General features: G+C 54.8%; 18 protein-coding genes and 1 riboswitch. Of the genes, 10 read left to right on the plus strand and 8 right to left on the minus strand.

The features are described from left to right. Positions 1–253: 253 nt before the first annotated feature. From APT89_RS01080 to APT89_RS01095, 4 genes are all read left to right on the plus strand, one after another. Positions 254–1393: a polysaccharide export protein gene (locus tag APT89_RS01080; RefSeq protein ID WP_028013832.1), complete on the plus strand. Its 1140-nt coding sequence runs from the start codon at positions 254–256 to the stop codon at positions 1391–1393. After that, a complete protein-coding gene (locus APT89_RS01085; protein ID WP_028013831.1) occupies positions 1393–1842 on the plus strand; it encodes an arsenate reductase/protein-tyrosine-phosphatase family protein in 450 nt (149 codons plus the stop codon). Before APT89_RS01080 ends, APT89_RS01085 begins: the two co-directional genes overlap by 1 nt. Then, complete coding sequence (locus APT89_RS01090; protein ID WP_060571619.1) at positions 1842–4016, plus strand: polysaccharide biosynthesis tyrosine autokinase; 2175 nt, start codon at positions 1842–1844, stop codon at positions 4014–4016. Before APT89_RS01085 ends, APT89_RS01090 begins: the two co-directional genes overlap by 1 nt. Before the next feature lie 75 nt (positions 4017–4091). Beyond that, on the plus strand, positions 4092–4607 hold the full coding sequence (locus tag APT89_RS01095) for a protein disulfide oxidoreductase (protein WP_060571620.1): 516 nt from the start codon (positions 4092–4094) through the stop codon (positions 4605–4607). A 36-nt stretch (positions 4608–4643) separates the two neighbouring features. On the opposite strand, the gene APT89_RS01100 is transcribed toward APT89_RS01095, so the two are convergent. From APT89_RS01100 to APT89_RS01110, 3 genes are all read right to left on the minus strand, one after another. Continuing rightward, entirely contained in the window at positions 4644–6110 is a 1467-nt protein-coding gene (locus APT89_RS01100) for a pyridoxal phosphate-dependent decarboxylase family protein (protein WP_028013828.1), read from the minus strand. A gap of 18 nt (positions 6111–6128) precedes the next feature. Further along, positions 6129–7505: a diaminobutyrate--2-oxoglutarate transaminase gene (locus tag APT89_RS01105; protein ID WP_014884533.1), complete on the minus strand. Its 1377-nt coding sequence runs from the start codon at positions 7503–7505 to the stop codon at positions 6129–6131. 343 nt (positions 7506–7848) lie between these two features. Further along, a complete protein-coding gene (locus APT89_RS01110; RefSeq protein WP_041909071.1) occupies positions 7849–8856 on the minus strand; it encodes a LacI family DNA-binding transcriptional regulator in 1008 nt (335 codons plus the stop codon). A gap of 237 nt (positions 8857–9093) precedes the next feature. On the opposite strand from APT89_RS01110, the gene APT89_RS01115 reads away from it, so the two are divergent. Beyond that, on the plus strand, positions 9094–10335 hold the full coding sequence (locus APT89_RS01115) for an MFS transporter (protein ID WP_060571621.1): 1242 nt from the start codon (positions 9094–9096) through the stop codon (positions 10333–10335). A gap of 17 nt (positions 10336–10352) precedes the next feature. Further along, positions 10353–11786 (plus strand): glycoside hydrolase family 32 protein, encoded by a 1434-nt coding sequence (locus tag APT89_RS01120; protein WP_060571622.1) that lies wholly within the window; start codon positions 10353–10355, stop codon positions 11784–11786. 48 nt (positions 11787–11834) lie between these two features. Here APT89_RS01120 and APT89_RS01125 read toward each other — a convergent pair whose 3' ends face one another. Next, a complete protein-coding gene (locus tag APT89_RS01125) occupies positions 11835–12305 on the minus strand; it encodes a hypothetical protein (protein WP_072201643.1) in 471 nt (156 codons plus the stop codon). Between the two features lie 159 nt (positions 12306–12464). Then, entirely contained in the window at positions 12465–13544 is a 1080-nt protein-coding gene (locus tag APT89_RS24500; RefSeq protein WP_239689077.1) for a YadA C-terminal domain-containing protein, read from the minus strand. A 640-nt stretch (positions 13545–14184) separates the two neighbouring features. Next, positions 14185–14282, plus strand: a riboswitch (TPP riboswitch). A 35-nt stretch (positions 14283–14317) separates the two neighbouring features. Between APT89_RS24500 and thiM the strand changes: the two genes are divergently transcribed. Genes thiM through APT89_RS01145 form a run of 3 tightly spaced genes read left to right on the plus strand, consistent with a single transcriptional unit; the run spans position 14318 to position 16674 of the window. Then, positions 14318–15088 (plus strand): hydroxyethylthiazole kinase, encoded by a 771-nt coding sequence (gene thiM, locus APT89_RS01135; RefSeq protein WP_060571624.1) that lies wholly within the window; start codon positions 14318–14320, stop codon positions 15086–15088. Continuing rightward, complete coding sequence (thiD, locus tag APT89_RS01140) at positions 15085–15885, plus strand: bifunctional hydroxymethylpyrimidine kinase/phosphomethylpyrimidine kinase (RefSeq protein ID WP_060571625.1); 801 nt, start codon at positions 15085–15087, stop codon at positions 15883–15885. Before thiM ends, thiD begins: the two co-directional genes overlap by 4 nt. A 42-nt stretch (positions 15886–15927) precedes the next feature. Then, complete coding sequence (locus APT89_RS01145; RefSeq protein ID WP_060571626.1) at positions 15928–16674, plus strand: GntR family transcriptional regulator; 747 nt, start codon at positions 15928–15930, stop codon at positions 16672–16674. On the opposite strand, the gene APT89_RS01150 is transcribed toward APT89_RS01145, so the two are convergent. The 3 genes from APT89_RS01150 to APT89_RS01160 are packed head-to-tail and all read right to left on the minus strand — an operon-like array spanning position 16648 to position 19876. Then, positions 16648–17601: a PfkB family carbohydrate kinase gene (locus APT89_RS01150; RefSeq protein WP_060571627.1), complete on the minus strand. Its 954-nt coding sequence runs from the start codon at positions 17599–17601 to the stop codon at positions 16648–16650. The genes APT89_RS01145 and APT89_RS01150 overlap by 27 nt on opposite strands. Continuing rightward, entirely contained in the window at positions 17598–18602 is a 1005-nt protein-coding gene (locus tag APT89_RS01155; protein WP_041909084.1) for an ADP-ribosylglycohydrolase family protein, read from the minus strand. The genes APT89_RS01150 and APT89_RS01155 overlap by 4 nt, the downstream gene beginning before the upstream one ends. After that, positions 18599–19876 carry a nucleoside permease gene (locus APT89_RS01160; RefSeq protein WP_060571628.1) on the minus strand — a complete coding sequence of 426 codons (1278 nt, stop codon included), beginning with the start codon at positions 19874–19876 and terminating at the stop codon, positions 18599–18601. Before APT89_RS01160 ends, APT89_RS01155 begins: the two co-directional genes overlap by 4 nt. 250 nt (positions 19877–20126) lie before the next feature. On the opposite strand from APT89_RS01160, the gene fbaB reads away from it, so the two are divergent. Beyond that, complete coding sequence (fbaB, locus tag APT89_RS01165) at positions 20127–21179, plus strand: class I fructose-bisphosphate aldolase (RefSeq protein ID WP_008500869.1); 1053 nt, start codon at positions 20127–20129, stop codon at positions 21177–21179. The last annotated feature ends 65 nt before the right edge of the window (positions 21180–21244 follow it).

A 21244-nucleotide genomic window follows, 5' to 3' on the forward strand; every position in this document is an offset into this window, starting at 1 on the left:
AGTTTATACGTCAAAATAGCACCGTTAAGCGAATGCTTTCGTAAGGGATAACATTTAATATCGCGGCGCATAAAGTATTATTACTCTCCGTTTTCTTGCGCAATTGTGCGCTGTTTTTTAACTTTTTAAACGACAGCGAACGTGTGTTTTACAGTATCACGGTGAAATAATAAATAACTATATTTCAAGGGCTTGCTTGCTTTCTTTTGCGAGTTAACTACCCAGCGCAACGATAAATCAACATTTTATATAAATGAAAAATACAACTGCTCTTTTACTGTCCTTTCTGACTCTCAGCCAGCTAACAGGATGTGTATTTTCACCAGGCCAGAACTTAAGTCTTTCCGGGAAAAAAGTCACTACCGGTGAGGAAATTAACGATCCGCTGGACAAACGCGTGGAAGTTTTTCCTTTAACCCCTGGATTGATTGAAAAACTGCGCCCACCCGTTTCTAAATCTCAGGCAAATCCTACTCTGGATGAGCAGCTCAAAAACTGGGAATACCGCATTGGCTCAGGGGACATTTTGACGGTCACCGTCTGGGATCACCCTGAACTCACGACGCCCGCAGGGCAGTACCGTAGCGCGAGCGACGCGGGTAACTGGGTTAACGCCGATGGTACGCTTTTCTACCCCTACGTCGGCAAGCTGAAAGTGGCGGGCAAAACGGTTTCGCAGGTACGTGAGGAGATCACCGCGCGGCTGGATGAGGTCATTGAGAGCCCTCAGGTGGACGTCAGCGTTGCCTCCTTCCGTTCTCAAAAAGCCTATATCACCGGAGAGGTTGAGAAATCGGGCCAGCAGCCAATAACCAATATTCCATTGACGGTAATGGATGCGGTGAACGCCGCGGGCGGTCTCTCTGCGGATGCCGACTGGCGTAACGTCGTGCTCACGCATGATGGCCAGGACTCGCGCCTTTCCCTCTATGCTCTGATGCAACATGGCGATTTAACCCAAAATAAGCTGCTTTATCCGGGCGATATCCTGTTTGTTCCCCGGAACGACGCGCTGAAAGTGTTTGTGATGGGCGAGGTGGTTAAACAGAGCACCCTTAAGATGGATCGTAGCGGCATGACGCTGGCCGAAGCCCTGGGGAATGCAGGCGGGCTGAACCAGAATATGGCCGATGCAACCGGGATTTTTGTTATTCGCCCGGTTTCACGAAAAGGCGAGAAAGACAAAATCGCCAACATCTATCAACTCAATGCGGAAGATGCCTCAGCCATGGTGCTGAGCACAGAATTCGAGCTGGAACCGTACGACATTGTCTATGTCACGACGGCACCGCTTTCACGCTGGAATCGTGTGATCGCCCAGCTGGTACCCACCATCAGTGGTGTACATGACCTGACCGAAACCGTCCGTTACATCAGGTCGTGGCCGCAATAATGTTCAATTCAATTCTCGTGGTTTGCACCGGCAATATTTGCCGTTCACCGATTGGTGAGCGGCTGTTGCGCCAGCAGCTACCCGACGCGCAGGTGACCTCGGCAGGTATTTTCGGGCTTGAAGGACGCCCGGCGGATGCGACTGCAAAGGCAGTCGCCTTACGTCATGGCGTTTCGCTGGAAGGTCACGTGGCGCGTAAGGTCACACGTTTTCTGTTACAAAAATCCGATTTGATTCTGGTGATGGAGCCAGAGCATCTCCGTTTTATTGCCTCAGTGGCGCCGGAGAATCGGGGGAAATCGCTGTTGTTTGGTCAGTGGCTGGAAACAAAGGACATTCCCGACCCGTATCGCAAAAGCCGGGAAGCCTTCGAATATGTTTTCGAGCAGTTAGGAAAAGCCAGTCAGGAATGGGCTCGTCGTTTGCGTCAACAAGGAATGAAGCAGTAATGTCGTCTCATAAATCAGACAAATTTGGTGCTGCGACACCGCATGATAAAGAAATTGATCTCATTCAGCTGTTGGCTGAGATGTTTGATCATCGGGTAATGATAGCGTGCATCACGCTCCTGTTCACCGTATGCGCCGGGATCTATGCGTATAGCGTCACACCAATCTATCAGGCTGATGCCCTTGTGCAGATAGAAGCGAAGCAGGACAACTCGTTGCTCAAAAGCTTAAGCCAGTTTGGTACCGATCTTTCACCTGATGTTGCGCCCGAACTCTTGCTGCTCAAGTCGCGGATGATTCTGGGGGAGACCGTTGATAAGCTGGGGCTAACGTACAGCGTCAAACGGCGCGTGCTGCCCGTCATTGGGCCGCTGCTGGAACGAGGGCGTAAAGCCGGTGAACTGACAATTGGCGCGCTTACCCTTCCTCTTCTGAAAGACAAGCCACAGGAACTTTTACTGACCGTTCAGGAGCAGGGCCGGTATCACCTCGAAGGAAAAACGCTTGAGGCTGATGGCGTTGTTGGGAAAACGCTGGTTAAAGACGGAGTAACGCTGCTTGTCACCTCGCTCAGTGCGGCACCAGGCACCCGGTTTGCCCTCAAAACCGTCACAAAGCTTGAAGCAATTAACGCCCTTCAGCGCCGACTCATTGTTTCTGAGTCGGCGAAGCAGAGCGGAATTATCAGCTTAACGCTGACGGGCGAGGACCCTGACAAGATCGCCGTGGTGCTCAACACCATTGCTGAAAATTATCTCAGCCAGAATATTGCGCGCCAGGAAGCTAAAGATACCCGCAGCCTGACGTTTTTACAGGACCAATTACCTAAAATCAGGCGCGAACTGGATGAAGCCGAAGCACGACTGAACGCCTACAGAGAGCAGCGCGATTCTGTCGATCTATCCCTTGAGGCGAAGACGGTTCTCGATCAGGTTGTTAATGTTGAAAATCAGCTTAACGAGCTGACGTTCCGCGAAGCAGAAGTTTCTCAGCTTTTCAAAAAGGATCACCCAACCTACCGCGCCTTACGGGAAAAAAAACAGACCCTGGAGCAGGAACGTACGCGCCTGAATAACCGCGTCTCATCCATGCCTTCTACACAGCAGGAAATTTTGCGTTTAAGCCGTGACGTTGAGTCCGGGCGCACCATCTATCTGCAGCTGCTGACGCGTCAGCAGGAGCTGAATATCTCGCGCTCCAGCGCCATCGGAAACGTGCGGATCATTGACCCTGCAGTAACGCAGCCTGGACCCGTCAAACCGCACAAAGTGATTATCATTGTGTTCGGTATGCTGGTGGGATTGATGCTCTCTGCAGGAACGGTGTTGGTGCGCTCTGCGTTTAAACGGGGCATCACCTCGTCTGAACAGCTGGAAGCGCAGGGAATGCCTCTTCTGGCTACGCTCCCGCGTTCAGTGTGGCTATGGAAAAAAACGCATTTACGCAGAAGGACGCTGTTTGCTTCCCACTGGAAGCACAGGACGTCAAACGTACCTTTCCCGCCCGTTGACCGTCCGGCGGATATATTTGTCGAGGCGGTTCGCGGGTTACGCACCAGTCTGCATTTTACCATGATGAATGCCGTTAATCGGATAGTGGTGATTTCAGGCCCTTCGCAGGACTGCGGAAAGACTTTGGTGAGCACCTCGCTGGCGTCGATTGCCGCTCAGGCAGGTCAACGGGTACTGTTTATTGATGCGGATATGCGCAAGGGATATGTTCACAATATTTTCAAACTGAACAACCAGCATGGCTTGTCCAGCGTGCTGGGGGGAAGCGTAGAGTGGCAGGATGCGATTCAACGCTCCGAGAAAGGTGGCTTTGATGTCTTGACCTGTGGGCCTCAGCCTTCACATCCTGTCGAGCTGCTCATGAATGAACGCTTCCAGACGGTAATGTCGCGAATAGACAAAGAGTACGACATCGTGATTGTTGACACGCCACCGGTGCTGGCCGTAACGGATGCGTTACTCGTCGCCAGAGCCGCGGCAACCACATTGCTGGTTGCCCGTTTCGGTAAAACCAGCGTCAAAGAGATCGAAAACTGTCGGAAGCGTCTGCAGCAGATGGGCGTCCAGGTTGAAGGCGCGATTCTCAATGATATTGTGAAATCCGCTGCGTTCTATTACCACTCGGGTTATAGCCATTACAACTACGGCTATACCCCGGAATAAAGTGACGCGACACTTCTTTACAGCATGACGCCGAATAGCCGGCTAAGATGACCTCCGTTAAATCGAGAGGTCATAATGGATAACCGTAAATTGAGTCGCCTGCGCCGCTGGGCGCGGGAAGGGATCATACTCATTCTGCTTACGCTGGCGGTTATGTGGGGCGTGGATCAATACCGAAAGCCGTCATTACCCGCCAGCTTTAGCGCAACGCCTATGCAGAGCATCGACGGTAACATTCACGATATCGCGGCGCTCAGCAAGGAGCGCCCCCTGCTGATTTACGTCTGGGCAACCTGGTGCAGCATCTGTCGTTATACGACACCTGCGGTCGATAAGCTGGCAAAAGAGGGCGGTAACGTCGTAAGCATTGCCATGCGCTCCGGTGACGATGCAAAGCTCGCTCGCTGGGTTGAAAAGAAAAACCTGAGTATGCCGGTGATTAACGATGCAAACGGTGCCGTGTCGCAGCAGTGGCAGGTGAGCGTAACGCCGACGCTGGTGATTGTGTCAAAGGGGAAAGTAGTCAGTACCACAACGGGCTTGACGAGCTACTGGGGATTGAAAATCAGAATGTGGTGGGCAGGCGTATAAAGATAACCCCTCTTCCGTCGGAAGAGGGGTTTTGTATTACTTCGCGAGAACTTCCTGCGCGGTGCGCTCAACCAGCGACAGCAGGATTTTGATATCCTCCAGCGTCACGGTTGGGTTCAGCAGAGTCAGCTTCAGGCAGGTGATGCCGTTATGCTCGGTCACACCGACGTTTGCACGGCCGGATTCCAGCAGCGCATCACCAATTTTCTGGTTCAGCAGGGCGATGCCCGCGTCGTCCATCTGCACCTGGCCACGGAAGCGGAACAGCACGCTTGCCAGCTGTGGCTGCATAACCAGTTCCAGAGCAGGCTGCTCTTTCACGTAGGCCGCAACCTGCTGCGCCAGCGTTACGCCGTGATCGATGATCGCCGCGTATTGCTCCTGACCCAGCGCTTCCAGGCTCATCCACAGCTTCAGCGCGTCGAAACGACGGGTGGTCTGCAGAGATTTGGACACCAGGTTAGGCACGCCCGCTTCTTCGTCGAACTCAGAGTTCAGGTAGGCCGCCTGATAGCGCATCAGCTCATAGTGACGCGCTTCTTTCAGCAAGAACGCGCCGCAGCTGATGGTCTGGAAGAACTGCTTGTGGAAGTCCAGGGTGACGGAATCCACCAGCTCGATGCCGTCCAGGTAGTGACGATACTGATCGGACATCAGCAGCGCGCCGCCCCAGGCCGCGTCAACGTGTACCCAGATGTTCTGCTTCGCCGCCAGTTCAGCAATGGCACGCAGCGGATCGATAGCACCGGCATCGGTAGTACCTGCCGTCGCGACGATGGCCAGAATCTGCTCCCCGTTCGCGTTGCACTGCTCGATTTTCGCCGCCAGATCGGTCAGATCCATGCGGGAGAACTCGTCGGTTTTCACCTGCACTACGGACTGATAGCCCAGGCCCATCAGCGCCATGTTTTTCTGCACGGAGAAGTGCGCGTTTTCGGAGCACAGCACGCGAATTTTGCGCAGATCGCCCACCAGACCGTCCTGCTGAACGGAGTGGCCCTGACGCGCGAAGAATGCGTCACGCGCCAGCATCAGACCCATCAGGTTGCTCTGGGTACCGCCGCTGGTGAACACACCCGCGTCGCCAGCCTGATAACCCACGCGGGTACGCAGCCACTCGATCAGTTTGATCTCAATAATGGTTGCGGACGGGCTTTGATCCCAGGAGTCCATACTCTGGTTAGTGGCGTTGATCAGCACTTCCGCCGCCTGGCTTACCACCAGGCTTGGGCAGTGCAGGTGCGCCACACACTGCGGGTGATGAACGGACAAGCTGTCTTTCAGGAAGAACTCCACGGCGCGTTCAATCGCCGCTTCGTTGCCCAGCCCTTTCGGGTTGAAATCCAGCTTAATACGGTCGCGCAGCTCCGCGACCGTTTTTCCCTGGTACATCTCAGGCTGCTTCAGCCACTGCATCACAGCCTGAGTGCTTTGTTCAATCGCCTGCTGGTAAGCTTCAATGCTCTGCGCAGAGGAGAACAAAATTGGGTTTGAATCTGACATCGTAATCAACTACTCCGGTTACGCCGGGCGAACGCCCGCAGCAAGCAGTGCCTGCTCGAATTTATCCAGGAAGATTTTCAGTTCTTCGTCGCTGATCAGCAGGGAAGGCAGCAGGCGCAGAACGATACCGTTACGACCACCACGCTCCAGAATCAGACCGGCTTCAAAGCACTTCTTCTGAATCAGCGCAGACAGCTCGCCGTCGCCAGGGAAGCAGCCCATATGGTCAGCAGCTTCGTGTGGCTTAACGATCTCGATACCGATCATCATGCCCAGACCGCGCACGTGACCGATGACCGGATAACGTTTTGCCATCTCTTTCAGCTGGCCTTTCAGCCATTCGCCTTGTGCAGCCACTTTGCCCGCGATGTTCTGGTCTTTCAGGATTTTCAGCGTCGTCAGGCCGGTTGCCATTGCCAGCTGGTTGCCGCGGAAAGTACCGGTGTGGTGGCCTGGCGCCCATGCGTCGAACTGCTTTTTGATACCGAGCACGGCCAGCGGCAGACCGCCACCAACCGCTTTAGACATCACGATGATGTCTGGCTCGATGCCTGCGTGTTCGAAGGCGAAGAATTTACCGGTACGGGCAAAGCCAGCCTGAACTTCGTCGAGGATCAGCAGAATGCCGTGTTCCTGAGTCACTTTACGAATGCGCTGCAACCACTCAGCCGGAGCCGGGTTCACGCCGCCTTCGCCCTGAACGGCTTCCAGGATCACCGCGGCAGGTTTACGCACGCCGCTTTCAACGTCGTTGATCAGGTTGTCGAAGTAGTAAGTCAGCGCTTTCACGCCCGCTTCACCACCGATACCCAGCGGGCAGCGGTACTCGTGCGGGTAAGGCATGAACTGCACTTCTGGCATCATACCGTCAACAGCTTCTTTCGGAGACAGGTTACCGGTCACGGACAGTGCGCCGTGGGTCATGCCGTGGTAACCGCCAGAGAAGCTGATGATACCGCTACGGCCGGTCACTTTTTTCGCCAGCTTCAGCGCCGCTTCAACGGCGTCGGCACCGGATGGACCGGTGAACTGCAGGCAGTATTCTTTGCCCTGACCAGGCAGCAGAGAGAGCAGATATTCAGAAAACGCGTCTTTCAGAGGCGTAGTCAGATCCAGAGTGTGTAACGGCAAGCCGCTGGTAATGACATTTTGGATGCTTTTCAGCACATCAGGATGGTTATGGCCAAGCGCAAGGGTCCCTGCGCCTGCTAAACAGTCAAGGTATTCTTTATTATCTGCATCGGTGATCCACACGCCTTCTGCTTTAGTAATCGCTAAAGGCAGTTTGCGCGGATAACTCCTGACGTTAGATTCAAACTCGGCCTGACGGGCCAGATAGGTTTCGTTGCTTTTGTGGGCATCTACGGTGTCAATACGGACTTTATCCGTCATCATATCACTCCTACAACCGCCGCTTCGCTATGAGCCACGATTGAATAAAAAGTTAAAAAACAGATGGGGCCTGAAAAAAACGCCGCCAATATAGAGCCTTTTGTCACGGGGCTCAATGGTTAATTTGTTTACTGTTTTGTGACATGGAGCACAGGAGAGGCAATATCACCATTTTTAAAAAGAAAATTGCACTTTATTGGCAATAAAAACAATTACTTATTCGGCATTTGTTCGGGTTGTTAAATGACAGAAAAGAGTGTGACAAATCGTGCCATTGGCTGACAAAAGAAGGGGGTATGCTGCCTTCATACCCCCTTCTTTTTCCATCAACGACAAAAAGCGGTAGTCACATGGCGCGCGCCATGGAATCACGCATTAAAAATGGACTTTCAACGCGCGTCGTTTCCCGGTGTTGTGCTCCGTTAATAATGTGCAGGGCGCTCAGGCGACCAATTTCGTAGTGGGGCAACTGAACCGTTGAAAGAGGCGGCAAAAACAGCTCGCCAATGCCCACCATATTGTCATAGCCGATAACCGCGACATCTTCAGGGATGCGAAGCCCTTGCGCCAGCAGCGTCTGGTACACCATAAACGCGATACGATCGTTACCGCAGATAACGGAATCAAACCGCGGGATGCCGTTCCGGATACGCGCCAGCAATGCGGACGGAATATCACGATAATGCTCATCCCCGTGCGCCATATACGCATGTTCCAGGCTGTCCGGGTCGATTCCGGCTTCACGGCAGGCGCGTTCAAGCCCCTGACGGCGCCGGGTTGTGGCCAGATGGCCCACAGGTAAATGCAGACACAGGGGCTGCCGATAGCCTTCCGCGAGTAATGCCCTGACGGCGGCGTACTGCCCCTGTTCATCATCCGGGATATAGCTGGCGACCTTTTCACCGACACTCTCACAGTTGGCCAGCACGCAGGGGAGGGTGAGCAGCTTGGCAGGAAGAGGAACCTGACGTAACCCCATCGTGGTGTAGATAATCCCGTCTGGCCGGTGGGAGAGCAGAAGATCGACAATGGCATCCGGATTGTCGTCAGCAAACATATTCATGACGAAGCTATTCCAGCCGTGCATCCTGGCCGTCTCTTCAATGGACAGCGTAATCTCCACCGAAAAAGGTGTCGTGACCGTATCGAGCGCCAGCACGCCTATGGTTTTAGGCGAAGCATTCGCGCCGCGTATTTTCTTGGCGGACAGATCGGGAACGTAGCTGGTTTGCTCGATAGCCCACTGTACGCGCGCCAGCGTTTCCGGTTTAAGCCGCTCCGGGCTGTTAAGCGCGCGGGAAACCGTCATCAGCGATACGTTAGCCAGCTTTGCGACGTCCTTCAGGGAAGCCATTTTCTTACTCCGTTAATGCTCTGTGAGAGGGTATACAACTAAGTCGCTGATGTAAAAGGAAGGCTGATGACCAGGTTAAGTCATGCTTACCTCAGTTATGAATTTATGATCGCGATCTCACTTCCTTAATGTTAACGTTAACTTTCGTGATTAACATCTTAAATCTTAATCAGGCAGCATGAGAAAACATGGATGTTAACGTTACCATTGGGGTCATTACTCCAACACGAGAATGCCATGATGAAAACGCATCACTCTCACAGCTATCCCTTACTGAGCGCATTACTGTTTTTCTTTTTTGTCACCTGGTCATCTTCCGGTTCGTTGCTCTCTATCTGGCTCCACCAGGAAGTGGGGTTAAAAGCGGGGGATACGGGCGTTATCTATGCCGTGCTTTCCGTCTCCGCGCTGTTTGCTCAAATCTGCTATGGATTTATTCAGGACAAACTCGGCCTGCGCAAAAACCTGCTCTGGTTTCTGACCAGTCTGCTTATTCTTTCCGGTCCGGCCTTTTTGCTGTTTGGCTATCTGCTGCAAATTAACGTGTTGCTGGGCAGTATTTTCGGCGGGATTTTTATTGGCCTGACGTTTAACGGTGGGATTGGGGTGCTGGAATCCTATACCGAACGCGTGGCCCGTCAGAGCCAGTTTGAGTTTGGCAAGGCGAGAATGTGGGGATCGCTTGGCTGGGCGGCGGCAACCTTTTTTGCGGGGCTCCTGTTTAACATCAATCCGAAGCTGAATTTCGCTGTCGCGAGCGGCGCCGGTCTGGTGTTTTTTGTTTTGCTCGCGCGCCTGCGGGTCTCTTCTGCACCGCACGCCATGCAGGAAGCGGTGTCCGGTGGCAAGGTGACGCTGGAAGACGCATTGCGCCTGCTGACGCTGCCGCGTTTCTGGGCGCTGGTGTTTTTCGTTATCGGCACCTGCATTTACGGCGTTTACGATCAGCAGTTCCCGGTCTATTTCTCATCACAGTTCCCGACGTTGCAGGAAGGGAACGCCATGTACGGCTATCTCAACTCCTTCCAGGTTTTCCTTGAGGCGGCGGGCATGTTTTGCGCCCCGTGGCTGGTGAACCGCCTCGGCGCGAAAAACGGCCTGATATTCTCGGGAATGGTGATGGCAATGCGTATGGTGGCATCCGGTCTGGTTGAGGGGCCGGTGCTCATCTCCATTACCAAGCTGCTGCACGCGGTAGAACTGCCCGTATTGCTGGTCTCGATATTTAAATACAACAGCTTACATTTTGATAAGCGGCTCTCTTCCACGCTCTATCTGGTGGGCTTTGCCTGTACAAGCTCGGTGATTGCGTCTGTGCTGTCGCCGCTGGCGGGTTACAGCTATGAGAAATACGGCTTTGCCCAATCCTATCTCATTATGGGGCTGTTAGTTTTCAGCACCACGCTCATCTCCATCTTCCTGTTGCGCTCGGGTAAGTCTTCTTCTGACCCGCTCATGCCGCAACCCTCCACTATCTGACTGAAAAGAGTAAACAAATGATGTATTCCATTTCCAAAGCTGAACAATCATTACAGGCCAAACGCGGCGATCTTAACCTGCGCTGGTATCCGCGTTACCACCTCGCCGCGCGTGCCGGCTGGATGAACGACCCGAATGGTCTGGTGTGGTTTGACGGCTGGTATCACGCGTTTTACCAGCATCATCCGTACTCGACCCAGTGGGGGCCGATGCACTGGGGCCATGCGCGCAGCAAGGATTTAGTTCGCTGGGAACACCTCCCGGTGGTGCTGGCACCGGAAGGGCCAGAGGATAAGGACGGCTGTTTTTCCGGCTCGGCGGTGGTGGATGGCGATACGCTGGCGCTGATTTATACCGGCCACAAATTCCACGGCGATCCGGATGACGAGGCTAACCTTTACCAGGTGCAGTGCCTGGCAACCAGCCGTGATGGCGTCCATTTTACGCGGCAAGGAACGATCGTTGACACGCCGCCTGGGCTGCATCACTTTCGCGATCCAAAAGTGTGGCGGGAAGGGGAGCGCTGGTACATGGTTGTCGGCGCGCGGGATGGCGAGACGGGCCAGGTGCGCGTTTACCGTTCTGACGACCTGCGCGAATGGCAGGATATGGGCGTGCTTGCGGTGGCTGAAAAAGAGATGGGTTATATGTGGGAATGCCCGGACTTTTTCACCCTCAACGGCAAACGCGTGCTGATGTTTTCACCTCAGGGGCTGGCTGCGGAGGGATTCAAAAATCGCAATCTTTTCCAGAGCGGTTACCTGCTGGGGGAGTGGCAGCCCGGCCAACCTTTCGTGCGTGAAGGTGAGTTTGTGGAGATGGATAGCGGGCATGATTTCTATGCGCCACAAAGCTTCCTGACGCCTGACGGCCGCCGCATCGTTATCGGCTGGCTGGACATGTGGGAATCTCCCCTTCCGGAACAGCAGGACGGGTGGGCTGGCATGCTCTCCTTACCGCGCGAGCTGACGCTAAGCGCGGATAACCGCCTGCAGATGCGGCCAGCCAGAGAAGTGGAAAGCTTGCGGGGAGCGTGGTTCCCCTGGCCGGTGAGCACGCTCAACAATCAGCAGATCGTTCAGGTGGAAAGCTGCGATGCGATGGAGATCATTCTGCAGTGGGACTGTGCTAACAGCAGCGCGGAGCAGTACGGCATTCGTCTTGGCGACGGATTCCGTCTCTACGTTGATGCGCAGATGCAGCGCCTGGTGCTGGAGCGTTATTATCCGCAGTATGGCCTGTGCGGTACCCGAAGCGTCGCGCTGAACCTGAACGACACGTTAAGCCTGCGCCTGTTCGTTGACAGCTCGTCAGTGGAAGTGTTTGTCAATGAAGGGGAGGCGTGCCTGAGCAGCCGCATTTATCCTGATGAAGGGGCGCGCGAACTGACAATGTTTGCCTGGACGGGAACCGCATCGCTTATTGATGCTGGGGCGTGGCAGCTAGAGTAATTCGTTAAGGCCTGCAAATTAAAAAGGCGACAGGTGTCGCCTCTTTTTCTATTTAATCTTTGTTGCGTAGCCTTCAAACTTTCCTTCTTTACTCACCGCTAATTTGCCTTTAGCTGGATAGTAAATGAAGGTGTATAGCCCTTGTGAATAAACTTTTGCCTGAGGCTCATTTTCATCCAGCGCGCCCAATACGCCATCGACATCCAGGATCTCGCCTTTAATTGTGATCTTCATTCCTTCCCATTTAAAGGCGTGTACCGCTTTGGCCGCCTGAGCATGTTGTTTCACGTCTTTTTTAGCCCAGATACCCGTACCCGCTGCGGCATCACGCGCGTTCGCCCATGTTGCATTTTGTGCGGCTTCATTATAAGCATTCTGGCGATTTTGCTCAGCCAGGTAGCAGGTATCTTTGCTAATGCCCTGGCGCTCACATTCGGCCATGCGCTGAGCAGTTGAAGTACACGCAGAAAGCAGGATGGCAGCACCAGCTATTAATACCGCTAAGAGTGACTTTATCATTACGATGATATCTTTGGTGAAATATATTCTATAGAAGAAGGTTTAATGGCCGCAAATATAATAAGCCTGATACATAATTCCTAACCATGCGCCAACGATAATAAGCATCAGGTACACTATTACAGAGATAACAATGTATTTTGTCATACTGGTTATTTATTAAAAGCCAATCCCTACGCCGACTGAAGCCCCCATATTATTTGCTGTGTCATCAGAGAAGCTCACTTTACCAACCATATGTTCGTTAAAGTTAACCGACGCCCCAACCGCTAACGCGCTTTCACCGTTGTAAGTCGCACCGCCAGCCGAGAACATCACGCGCTGATTTGTTTGCACCTGAGGTAAACCGGCCATCGCCATCGCGCCGCTGATACCTGCGTTTGCTTCTTCCTTGTTATTATCGACTTCCTCACGCAGCGATTTAAATTGCTGGTTAGCGTTGTTATTCAGAGCCTGTAATGTCTGTTTGGTCGCCTGCAGCTCCTGAACCTCGGCCGTAACCGCCTGACTATTAGTAGTGACTTTAGCTTGTGTTGTCGTGTCTACCTGCGTGCGTGTCACAGTGGTCATCACGCCATTTTTTCCATCTTTGCCGTCTTTACCGTCTTTACCATTCGCTCCGTCACGTCCGTTAATTCCGGCTACGCCCTGTGCGCCGGTATCGCCTTTCTCACCCTTAGCGCCGTCTTTTCCATCAACGCCGTTAGTTGGTTTTGGTGCATTCTCAAGAGCTAACAGGCGGTCATCTTGTATACCGTTAGTAGTTTCAACAGTTGCAAGGCGGCTATCCTGGACAGCGTTAACAGTTTCAATATTAGTAATTGCAGTTCCGTTAGTCAGCACGCCGTGTAACGCCGCATCACCTTTTTTATTAGCGGTGTCAGCAAGAGCGCCTGCTAATTTAGCTTCATGATCGACACCAGAAACAGAAGTGTGAAGAGAGGAAATATTATTGGCGTTAGTGCTGATATTACCTTTACTAGCGTCAATCTCGTTTTGCATACGCTCACGATCGCCTTGTAAGTTATAGATCTGCCCGTCTTGTTTTACATTCTCAGCTTTCATATCATCCAGATTATAAGCGGTATTGTCAGTTCCCTGAATCTGAATAAAAGTACCTGAATTGAATACGTTATCGTTAAGGTTTACGTTTACATCAGCTGCTTGAGTTACGTTCATAGAGCCAGTGAAAATAACACCAAATACAAAAGCAGTACGGGCATTTTTAACAACTTTCATTTGTAAAACACTCTTCATTTAAAAAGTAAAAAAGGGCAAGGCTGGCTATCCTGGCGTGTTGATGTAACGTCTGGTTACGCCCGATTTAAATACGGAGTTACGTTAAATTTTGAATAAATGACTTAATTCGTAACGTGCAGTAACTATCAATTAATGCGAGCTTTTGGATATTGATCTAAATCATAGATGGCATGAATAGCTAAAGTGATTTTTTAAGAGGTGAAGGAAAATATCTCAATGTTTACATTAACTTATAAGGCAAGGGGGCAACCGCGAGTTTCGCAGTAACCCCTTGATAGAGAGGCTAAATGTTTAGCGGGGTTAAACGGTTTGGGACTCACTTTATATTTCATTCGAAATAAGATTTAATACTTTATGAAACATAAAATAGACTAACTGAAAGCGGAAAAAATTATGTTGGTAGAGCTGTTTCTTACACCCTGAAAAAGTGGATGTTTTTTGGACGTAATGGAAATGTTATAGCGAATGGTATTGATTTAAAGAAGTGGCATATTGTTCTGTAATTATCGCTGCCAGCCCTTTCTTTCGCACCAACCCTGCGTGAAGATGCGATCCCCACAAGGGCGCTTGCGTCAGCCAGCAACTTCCCCTAATCTGGCAAAAAGTAAGTCAATTCTTACCAAATGACTCGGGGTGCCCTTCTTCGTTGAAGGCTGAGAAATACCCGTATTACCTGATCTGGATAATGCCAGCGTAGGGAAGTCAGATGCCCTCCCGGTCATCGCTTCTTCACGCAAGGCAGGAGCGAACCCATGCAGCCTGACCTGCTCGATTTACACGTTTTACACCACTTCCGTACCCGTTCTCCGCTGACCCACTGCATGACCAATGACGTCGTACAGACCTTTACGGCCAACGTTTTGCTGGCCCTTGGCGCATCCCCGGCGATGGTGATTGAGGCCGAAGAGGCCGAACAGTTTGCCGCGATAGCCGATGCGCTGTTAATCAACGTCGGCACGCTGACCGCACCGCGCGCCCAGTCGATGCGTCGTGCCATTGAAAGCGCGGTGGCGGCAGGCAAGCCCTGGACGCTGGACCCGGTTGCGGTGGGTGCCCTGACGTTCCGCACCCGTTTTTGCCATCAAATTTTGGCCCTGAACCCGACCACCATTCGCGGCAACGCCTCCGAAATCCTGGCTCTGGCCGGAATGAGCGCGGGTGGGCGCGGCGTTGATACCACCGACACCGCCGCCAGCGCGTTGCCTGCCGCTCAGGCGTTGGCCCGCCAGACCCATGCCATTGTGGTGGTCACCGGCGAGGTGGACTACATCACTGACGGAGAACGGACCCGAACGGTAACGGGCGGAGACCCGTTAATGACGCGCGTAGTGGGCACCGGGTGCGCGCTTTCTGCCGTTGTGGCGGCGAGCTGCTCGCTGCCGGGAGACAGGCTGGATAACGTTGCCGCCGCCTGCGGATGGATGAAGCGCGCCGGAACGGCAGCCGTTGCGCGCTCGCGCGGGCCAGGCAGTTTTGCCAGCGCCTTCCTGGATGCGCTCTACACGCTGGAGGAACAGGCATGAAGCGGATTAACGCCCTGACCATTGCCGGTACCGACCCCAGCGGCGGCGCAGGCATCCAGGCCGATTTGAAATCCTTCTCGGCCCTTGGCGCGTATGGCTGCTCGGTGATTACCGCGCTGGTAGCGCAAAACACGCGCGGCGTGCAGTCGGTCTACCGTATCGAGCCGGATTTTGTTGCCGCGCAGCTGGATTCGGTGTTCAGCGACGTGCGGATTGATACCACCAAGATCGGCATGCTGGCCGAAACGGACATTGTGGAGGCGGTGGCCGAGCGGCTTAAACGCTATCAGGTGCAAAACGTGGTGCTGGATACCGTGATGCTGGCGAAAAGCGGCGATCCGCTGCTCTCCGCCTCCGCCGTTGAGACGCTGCGCAATAAGCTGCTGCCGCAGGTGGCGCTCATCACGCCCAATCTGCCGGAAGCCGCCGCGCTGTTAGGCACGTCGCACGCGCAAACTGAACGCGAAATGAAAGAGCAGGGGTATGCGCTGCTGGCGATGGGCTGCGGGGCGGTGCTGATGAAAGGCGGTCATCTGGATGACGCTGAAAGCCCGGACTGGCTCTTTACCCGCGACGGCGAGCAACGTTTTACGGCTCCGCGCGTACAGACCAAAAACACCCACGGCACGGGGTGCACCCTCTCCGCCGCGCTGGCGGCGCTGCGCCCGCGGCATGACGGCTGGGCTGATACGGTGCGAGAAGCGAAAATCTGGCTGTCGGCGGCGCTGGCTAAAGCCGATACTCTGGAAGTCGGTCACGGTATTGGGCCGGTTCATCATTTTCATGCGTGGTGGTAACCCAGTATACTGGCAGGAAACACCACGCCTGAGAAAACAGAGATGGAACAAGCGCATACCCGGTTAATTGCTCAACTGACTGAACGGATCGCCGCGCCTGACAACACGCCGCTGTACCTGAAATTTGCCGAAACGGTAAAAAACGCGGTGCGCAGCGGCGTGCTGGAGCACGGGAACATTTTGCCCGGCGAGCGCGATCTGAGCCAGTTAACCGGCGTGTCGCGGATCACCGTGCGCAAAGCGATGCAGGCGCTGGAAGCCGAGGGCGTTGTCACGCGTGCCCGGGGTTACGGCACGCAAATTAACAACATCTTCGAATACTCGCTCAAGGAAGCGCGCGGGTTCTCTCAGCAGGTGGTGCTGCGCGGTAAAACGCCTAATACGCTGTGGGTCAATAAACGCGTGGTGAAATGCCCGGAAGAGGTGGCGTGCCACCTGTCGCTGGAGCCGAACAGCGACGTCTTTTTGCTGAAGCGTATTCGCTATGTGGACGACGATGCGGTGTCGATTGAAGAGTCCTGGGTGCCGGTTGGGCTCATTCCCGAACCGGATGCGATAGGGATTTCGCTGTACGACTACTTCCGCAGTCAGAATATCTTCCCGCAGCGCACCCGTTCACGGGTCAGCGCCCGCATGCCGGACAGCGAGTTTCAGACGCACATTAAGATGGACGAAAAAATACCGGTGCTGGTGATCAAGCAGGTTGCGCTTGACCAGCAGCACCGGCCGATTGAGTACAGCATCAGCTACTGTCGCAGCGACCTATACGTCTTTGTGTGCGAGGAGTAATTCCTCACGAGTGGGCGCGCAGTCGCCGCCGCGATGGCTCACCACCCAGGACGCCACGGCATTCCCCAGCAGAACGGCGTCTGCCAGCGACCATCCCGCCGCCAGCCCGGCAAGCGTGCCGCCCGCGTGGCTGTCGCCAGCGCCAATGGTGTCCACTACCGTGGCGGGAAACGCCGGAACAACGCCCGATGCCTCGCCATCATACCAGGCAGCCCCGTCTTTATCATGCCGCACAATCAGCGCGGCGCCGAAGCGCTGCTGCCACTCCTCGCCCAGGTTTTCAGCCTCAACGCCCAGCCTTTCAGCAGCGAGCTCCGCTTCCTGGCGATTAAGCGACACGATCGGCCTGCAGGCCATAATCCGCGCCATCAGCGCGTCGGGGATATCCGCGATGCGTGGGCCGAAATCGATAAGCGCCGTCACGTCCTCCAGCCCTTCAAGCCAGCCCGTCAGCAGCTCGCCGCACGGCGAGGCCAACTGGTAGCCGGAGAGATAAACCAGGCTATTTTGCGGGACGTTTAGCTCGTCAAGCCAGCGCTGCTGCCACTGGTTCTCGACGCCGCTAAAGGACATAAAGGTGCGCTCGCCGTCAGGCTCCACCAGCGCCAGACACCAGCCGTTGTCGCCGGTTTCAGCCTCCACGGCGCTGTGCAGATCCTGCTTCGCCATTGCGTTACGAATAATATCCGCCCACACGCCGTGGCCGACGGGAAGGGCGTTTTGCGCCGCAATGCCGAGCCGTTTCAGGGCGATGGCGATATTCAGCGCGCAGCCGCCAATATTTACCCCCTGCTGTTTAAGCTCGATATCGCACCCGCGCCAGGGCAGGGCGTAGGCGTCGGCGATGACGTCAATCACCGCCGCGCCCAGCACCGTCACCGGGCGCGTGGCGTGCAGGGTGTCGAGACGTTGGGCAAAAGAATTCATACGCCCTCCCTTTGCTCCCTGAAGTGCAGCAGTTTTTCACAGTAGTGACCGAAATCGAGCTGATTAACGGCGTCGAGCTCGGCCTTCAGCGCCGGGTCAATGGCCTGCACGCCGTGGAGCGCGCCGCAGATGGCCGTCGCCATCGCGCCAATGGTGTCGGTATCGCCACCCAGATTGGCGCATAAAATGGCGCAGCGGTTCGGGTCGGTTCCCGCCAGCTCAACCATCGCGATGGCTGCCGGAACGGACTCAATGGTGCTGGTACCTGCGCCAGTGAGCTGATAAATCTGCTCGCTGGCGGAGTCGATGCCGTTGGCGTCCCGCACGGTTTTAAGCGCCAGCTCAATGCGTGCCGCGAGCGACGCGCTGAAGGTGGTGGTTTTCGCCTCCTGCGCATAGCGGGCGATCCCCGGCAGGGCATCGACGATGTTCTGCCAGCGTTCCCCATCGATGGCGCGGGAAACCGCCCAGGCAATCACCACCGCGCCGGCAATGGCGAGATCCGATTTATGCGTCGGGCTGGAGGCCTGCGCCACCTGGTCCACAAAGTGCTCCAGCCGCGTCGCCGGGAGCAGGCAGCCCAGCGGGGAGGCGCGCATCGCCGCCCCGTTAGTCACGCCGTTGTTGTCCAGCTCGCTGACCGGCTTCCCGTCACGAATCGCGTTAAGCGCGATTTTCGAGGTCGGGCCGAGCACGTTCTTGTTGAACGCGTCGAAGTCGAGCGCCCAGTTCAGGATGTGCTTGCCGATAACGTCTGCGTTAATCTCCCCGTCGCACTCGATGATCGCATCGGCCAGGCACAGCGCCATCGAGGTGTCATCGGTGAACTCTGCCTGTTTGAAATAGCAGGCCGCGTTATTCTCTGCCGGGCCGGGTAAAAAGCGGTCGATCCAGCCGAAGTGCGCCTTGACGCGCTTTCTCGGCCACAGCTCCGACGGCATGCCCATCGCATCCCCTAACGCCTGGCCGTAAAGGGCCCCGAGAATACGGTCTTGTTTCATTTAACTTCCCCTTGTGTCAGCGCGGTATCGCCATCAACCACCTCAATTGCGGTGATCTCTTTATCCGATTCGCGGAAAAACAGCATAAACAGCACGGCAATCACGGCAATCATGACTGCACCAAATGTCCACATTCCGGCCCAGTTGAAGGTCAGCCCATTCACCGGCTCTTTGTAAGCGAACATTTTTTCCATCATCACGCCGCCCAGGCGGTAACCCAGCAGGCTACCAAACCCCTGACAGCACAGCGTAATTAGGCCTTGCGCGGCGGTGCGCATGTGCACCGGCGCTTTTTTATCCACGTAGATGTACGCGGTCACGTAGTAGAAGTCATAGCTCACGCCGTGCAGCAGGATGCCGAGGAACAGCAGGGCGTAGGTGAAGTACTGCTCCGCACCGCCGTACATGAAGAAGCCGTAGCGGATGGCGGCGGTAATCAGGCCCAGCAGCAAGACCTTCTTAATACCAAAGCGTTTGGTAAAGAACGGCAGGGCGAGCATAAAGAAGATTTCAGAGAACTGGCCGAGCGTCATCCAGCCGGTGGCGTTTTTCATCCCCACTTCGGTGAGATAGCCGTTGGCGAAGATGTAGTAGAAGGCCAGCGGCATGGCGAACAGGAACGAGCAGAAGAAGAACACCAGGAAGTTTTTGTCGCGCAGCAGGACCAGCGCATCAAGCCCCAGCATCACTTTGAAATCCAGCTTGCCGGTACTTTTCGGTGGCGTGTTCGGCAGGAACAGGGCAAAGACGCCGAGCAGGCCGGAGCTGGCTGCGGTCATCAGCAGCGGAATATTGGTATCGGAAATATCGCTGTAGCCGAGCATCTGTGGCAGGAACCCGCACGCCAGCCCCGAGGCGATCCAGCCGATGGTGCCCATCACGCGGATACGCGGGAAATCAGCCTCAACGTCGTCCACGTTCGCGAAGGCAATGCTATTGGTCAGCGCGATGGTCGGCATATAGGTCAGGGAATAGACCAGCAGCAGCGGGAAGAAGGTGCTGAACTGGGTTTGCTGCGCGGCGAAGTACATCAGGATCGCGCCGGCGAACATCAGCACCGACAGCACTTTCTGCGCGGCGAAGAAGCGGTCCGTCAGCGAGCCGACCAGGATAGGAGAGAGGATCGCGGCAATCGCGGTACAGGCGTAAGACCAGCCAATTTCCCCGGCGGTAAACCCGCTTTTGCTCAGCCACAGCCACAATGGCACAAACCACGCGCCCCAGATAAACCATTCAACAAACATCATGAATGACAGTTGGACTTTCGTTTTCATTTTTTAATCCTGCATGTCAGATAAGGTACGCCTTTAACATACCACTCAATAATACCTTTTAAATACCTTTGTGGCGATTGTTTGATCAATGTAACAGTTTTGTTGTACACGAATCGAGCCAGCAGATTGTGCTGAAAAAAAATGCATATGGTGGAAAATCTGTTAAGTCGGTACCAGGCTTAGTCTGCCCATAAAAGATGGGACTGGATAAACACACACCGACACGACGTCGGATTTACGGGAGTATCACATGACTGATATTGCGCAGTTGCTTGGCAAAGACGCCGACAGCCTTTTACAGCATCGTTGTATGACCATTCCAGCCGACCAGCTTTACCTGCCTGGTCACGACTACGTTGACCGCGTGATGGTGGATAACAACCGTCCGCCTGCGGTTCTGCGAAACATGCAGACCCTCTACAATACCGGACGGCTCGGCGGTACCGGGTATCTCTCTATTCTGCCGGTGGACCAGGGCGTTGAGCACTCGGCGGGCGCCTCTTTCGCGGCGAACCCGCTCTACTTCGATCCGAAGAACATTGTTGAGCTGGCGATTGAAGCGGGCTGTAACTGTGTAGCCTCCACCTACGGCGTGCTGGCTTCGGTTTCGCGTCGCTATGCCCACCGCATTCCGTTCCTCGTGAAGCTGAATCACAACGAAACTCTCAGCTACCCCACCGAGTATGACCAGACCCTCTACGCCAGCGTCGAGCAGGCGTTCAACATGGGGGCGGTGGCCGTCGGGGCGACGATTTACTTCGGCTCTGAACAGTCCCGTCGTCAGATTGAAGAGATCTCCGCAGCGTTTGAGCGCGCGCACGAGCTGGGCATGGTGACCGTGCTGTGGGCGTACCTGCGTAACTCGGCGTTCAAAAAAGACGGGGTGGATTATCACGTCTCCGCCGACCTGACCGGCCAGGCGAACCATCTGGCGGCCACCATCGGCGCGGACATCGTGAAGCAGAAAATGGCGGAGAATAACGGTGGCTATAAGGCGGTGAACTTTGGCTACACCGACGATCGCGTTTACAGCAAGCTGACCAGCGATAACCCGATCGACCTGGTGCGCTACCAACTGGCGAACTGCTATATGGGGCGTGCAGGGCTGATTAACTCCGGCGGCGCGGCGGGCGGCGATACTGACCTGTCAGACGCGGTGCGTACGGCAGTTATCAACAAACGCGCGGGCGGCATGGGGCTGATCCTTGGCCGTAAGGCGTTCAAGAAATCAATGGCCGACGGTGTGAAGCTGATCAATGCGGTTCAGGACGTCTATCTGGACAGTAAAGTCACAATTGCCTGACGTCTCCATCTCCCTCTCCCTGTGGGAGAGGGTTGGGGTGAGGGCATCATCGCGCACCGTGTGAA

Origin of the sequence: Enterobacter sp. 50588862, assembly GCF_001462935.1 — a bacterium.
Classification (GTDB): domain Bacteria; phylum Pseudomonadota; class Gammaproteobacteria; order Enterobacterales; family Enterobacteriaceae; genus Enterobacter; species Enterobacter bugandensis.

Bases quoted from the DNA above. Each gene is read 5' to 3' on its own strand.
- APT89_RS01080 (WP_028013832.1), top strand. From the start codon at position 254: ATGAAAAATACAACTGCTCTTTTACTGTCCTTTCTGACTCTCAGCCAG.
- APT89_RS01085 (WP_028013831.1), top strand. From the start codon at position 1,393: ATGTTCAATTCAATTCTCGTGGTTTGCACCGGCAATATTTGCCGTTCA.
- APT89_RS01090 (WP_060571619.1), top strand. From the start codon at position 1,842: ATGTCGTCTCATAAATCAGACAAATTTGGTGCTGCGACACCGCATGAT.
- APT89_RS01095 (WP_060571620.1), top strand. From the start codon at position 4,092: ATGGATAACCGTAAATTGAGTCGCCTGCGCCGCTGGGCGCGGGAAGGG.
- APT89_RS01100 (WP_028013828.1), bottom strand. From the start codon at position 6,110: ATGTCAGATTCAAACCCAATTTTGTTCTCCTCTGCGCAGAGCATTGAA.
- APT89_RS01105 (WP_014884533.1), bottom strand. From the start codon at position 7,505: ATGATGACGGATAAAGTCCGTATTGACACCGTAGATGCCCACAAAAGC.
- APT89_RS01110 (WP_041909071.1), bottom strand. From the start codon at position 8,856: ATGGCTTCCCTGAAGGACGTCGCAAAGCTGGCTAACGTATCGCTGATG.
- APT89_RS01115 (WP_060571621.1), top strand. From the start codon at position 9,094: ATGATGAAAACGCATCACTCTCACAGCTATCCCTTACTGAGCGCATTA.
- APT89_RS01120 (WP_060571622.1), top strand. From the start codon at position 10,353: ATGATGTATTCCATTTCCAAAGCTGAACAATCATTACAGGCCAAACGC.
- APT89_RS01125 (WP_072201643.1), bottom strand. From the start codon at position 12,305: ATGATAAAGTCACTCTTAGCGGTATTAATAGCTGGTGCTGCCATCCTG.
- APT89_RS24500 (WP_239689077.1), bottom strand. From the start codon at position 13,544: ATGAAAGTTGTTAAAAATGCCCGTACTGCTTTTGTATTTGGTGTTATT.
- thiM (WP_060571624.1), top strand. From the start codon at position 14,318: ATGCAGCCTGACCTGCTCGATTTACACGTTTTACACCACTTCCGTACC.
- thiD (WP_060571625.1), top strand. From the start codon at position 15,085: ATGAAGCGGATTAACGCCCTGACCATTGCCGGTACCGACCCCAGCGGC.
- APT89_RS01145 (WP_060571626.1), top strand. From the start codon at position 15,928: ATGGAACAAGCGCATACCCGGTTAATTGCTCAACTGACTGAACGGATC.
- APT89_RS01150 (WP_060571627.1), bottom strand. From the start codon at position 17,601: ATGAATTCTTTTGCCCAACGTCTCGACACCCTGCACGCCACGCGCCCG.
- APT89_RS01155 (WP_041909084.1), bottom strand. From the start codon at position 18,602: ATGAAACAAGACCGTATTCTCGGGGCCCTTTACGGCCAGGCGTTAGGG.
- APT89_RS01160 (WP_060571628.1), bottom strand. From the start codon at position 19,876: ATGAAAACGAAAGTCCAACTGTCATTCATGATGTTTGTTGAATGGTTT.
- fbaB (WP_008500869.1), top strand. From the start codon at position 20,127: ATGACTGATATTGCGCAGTTGCTTGGCAAAGACGCCGACAGCCTTTTA.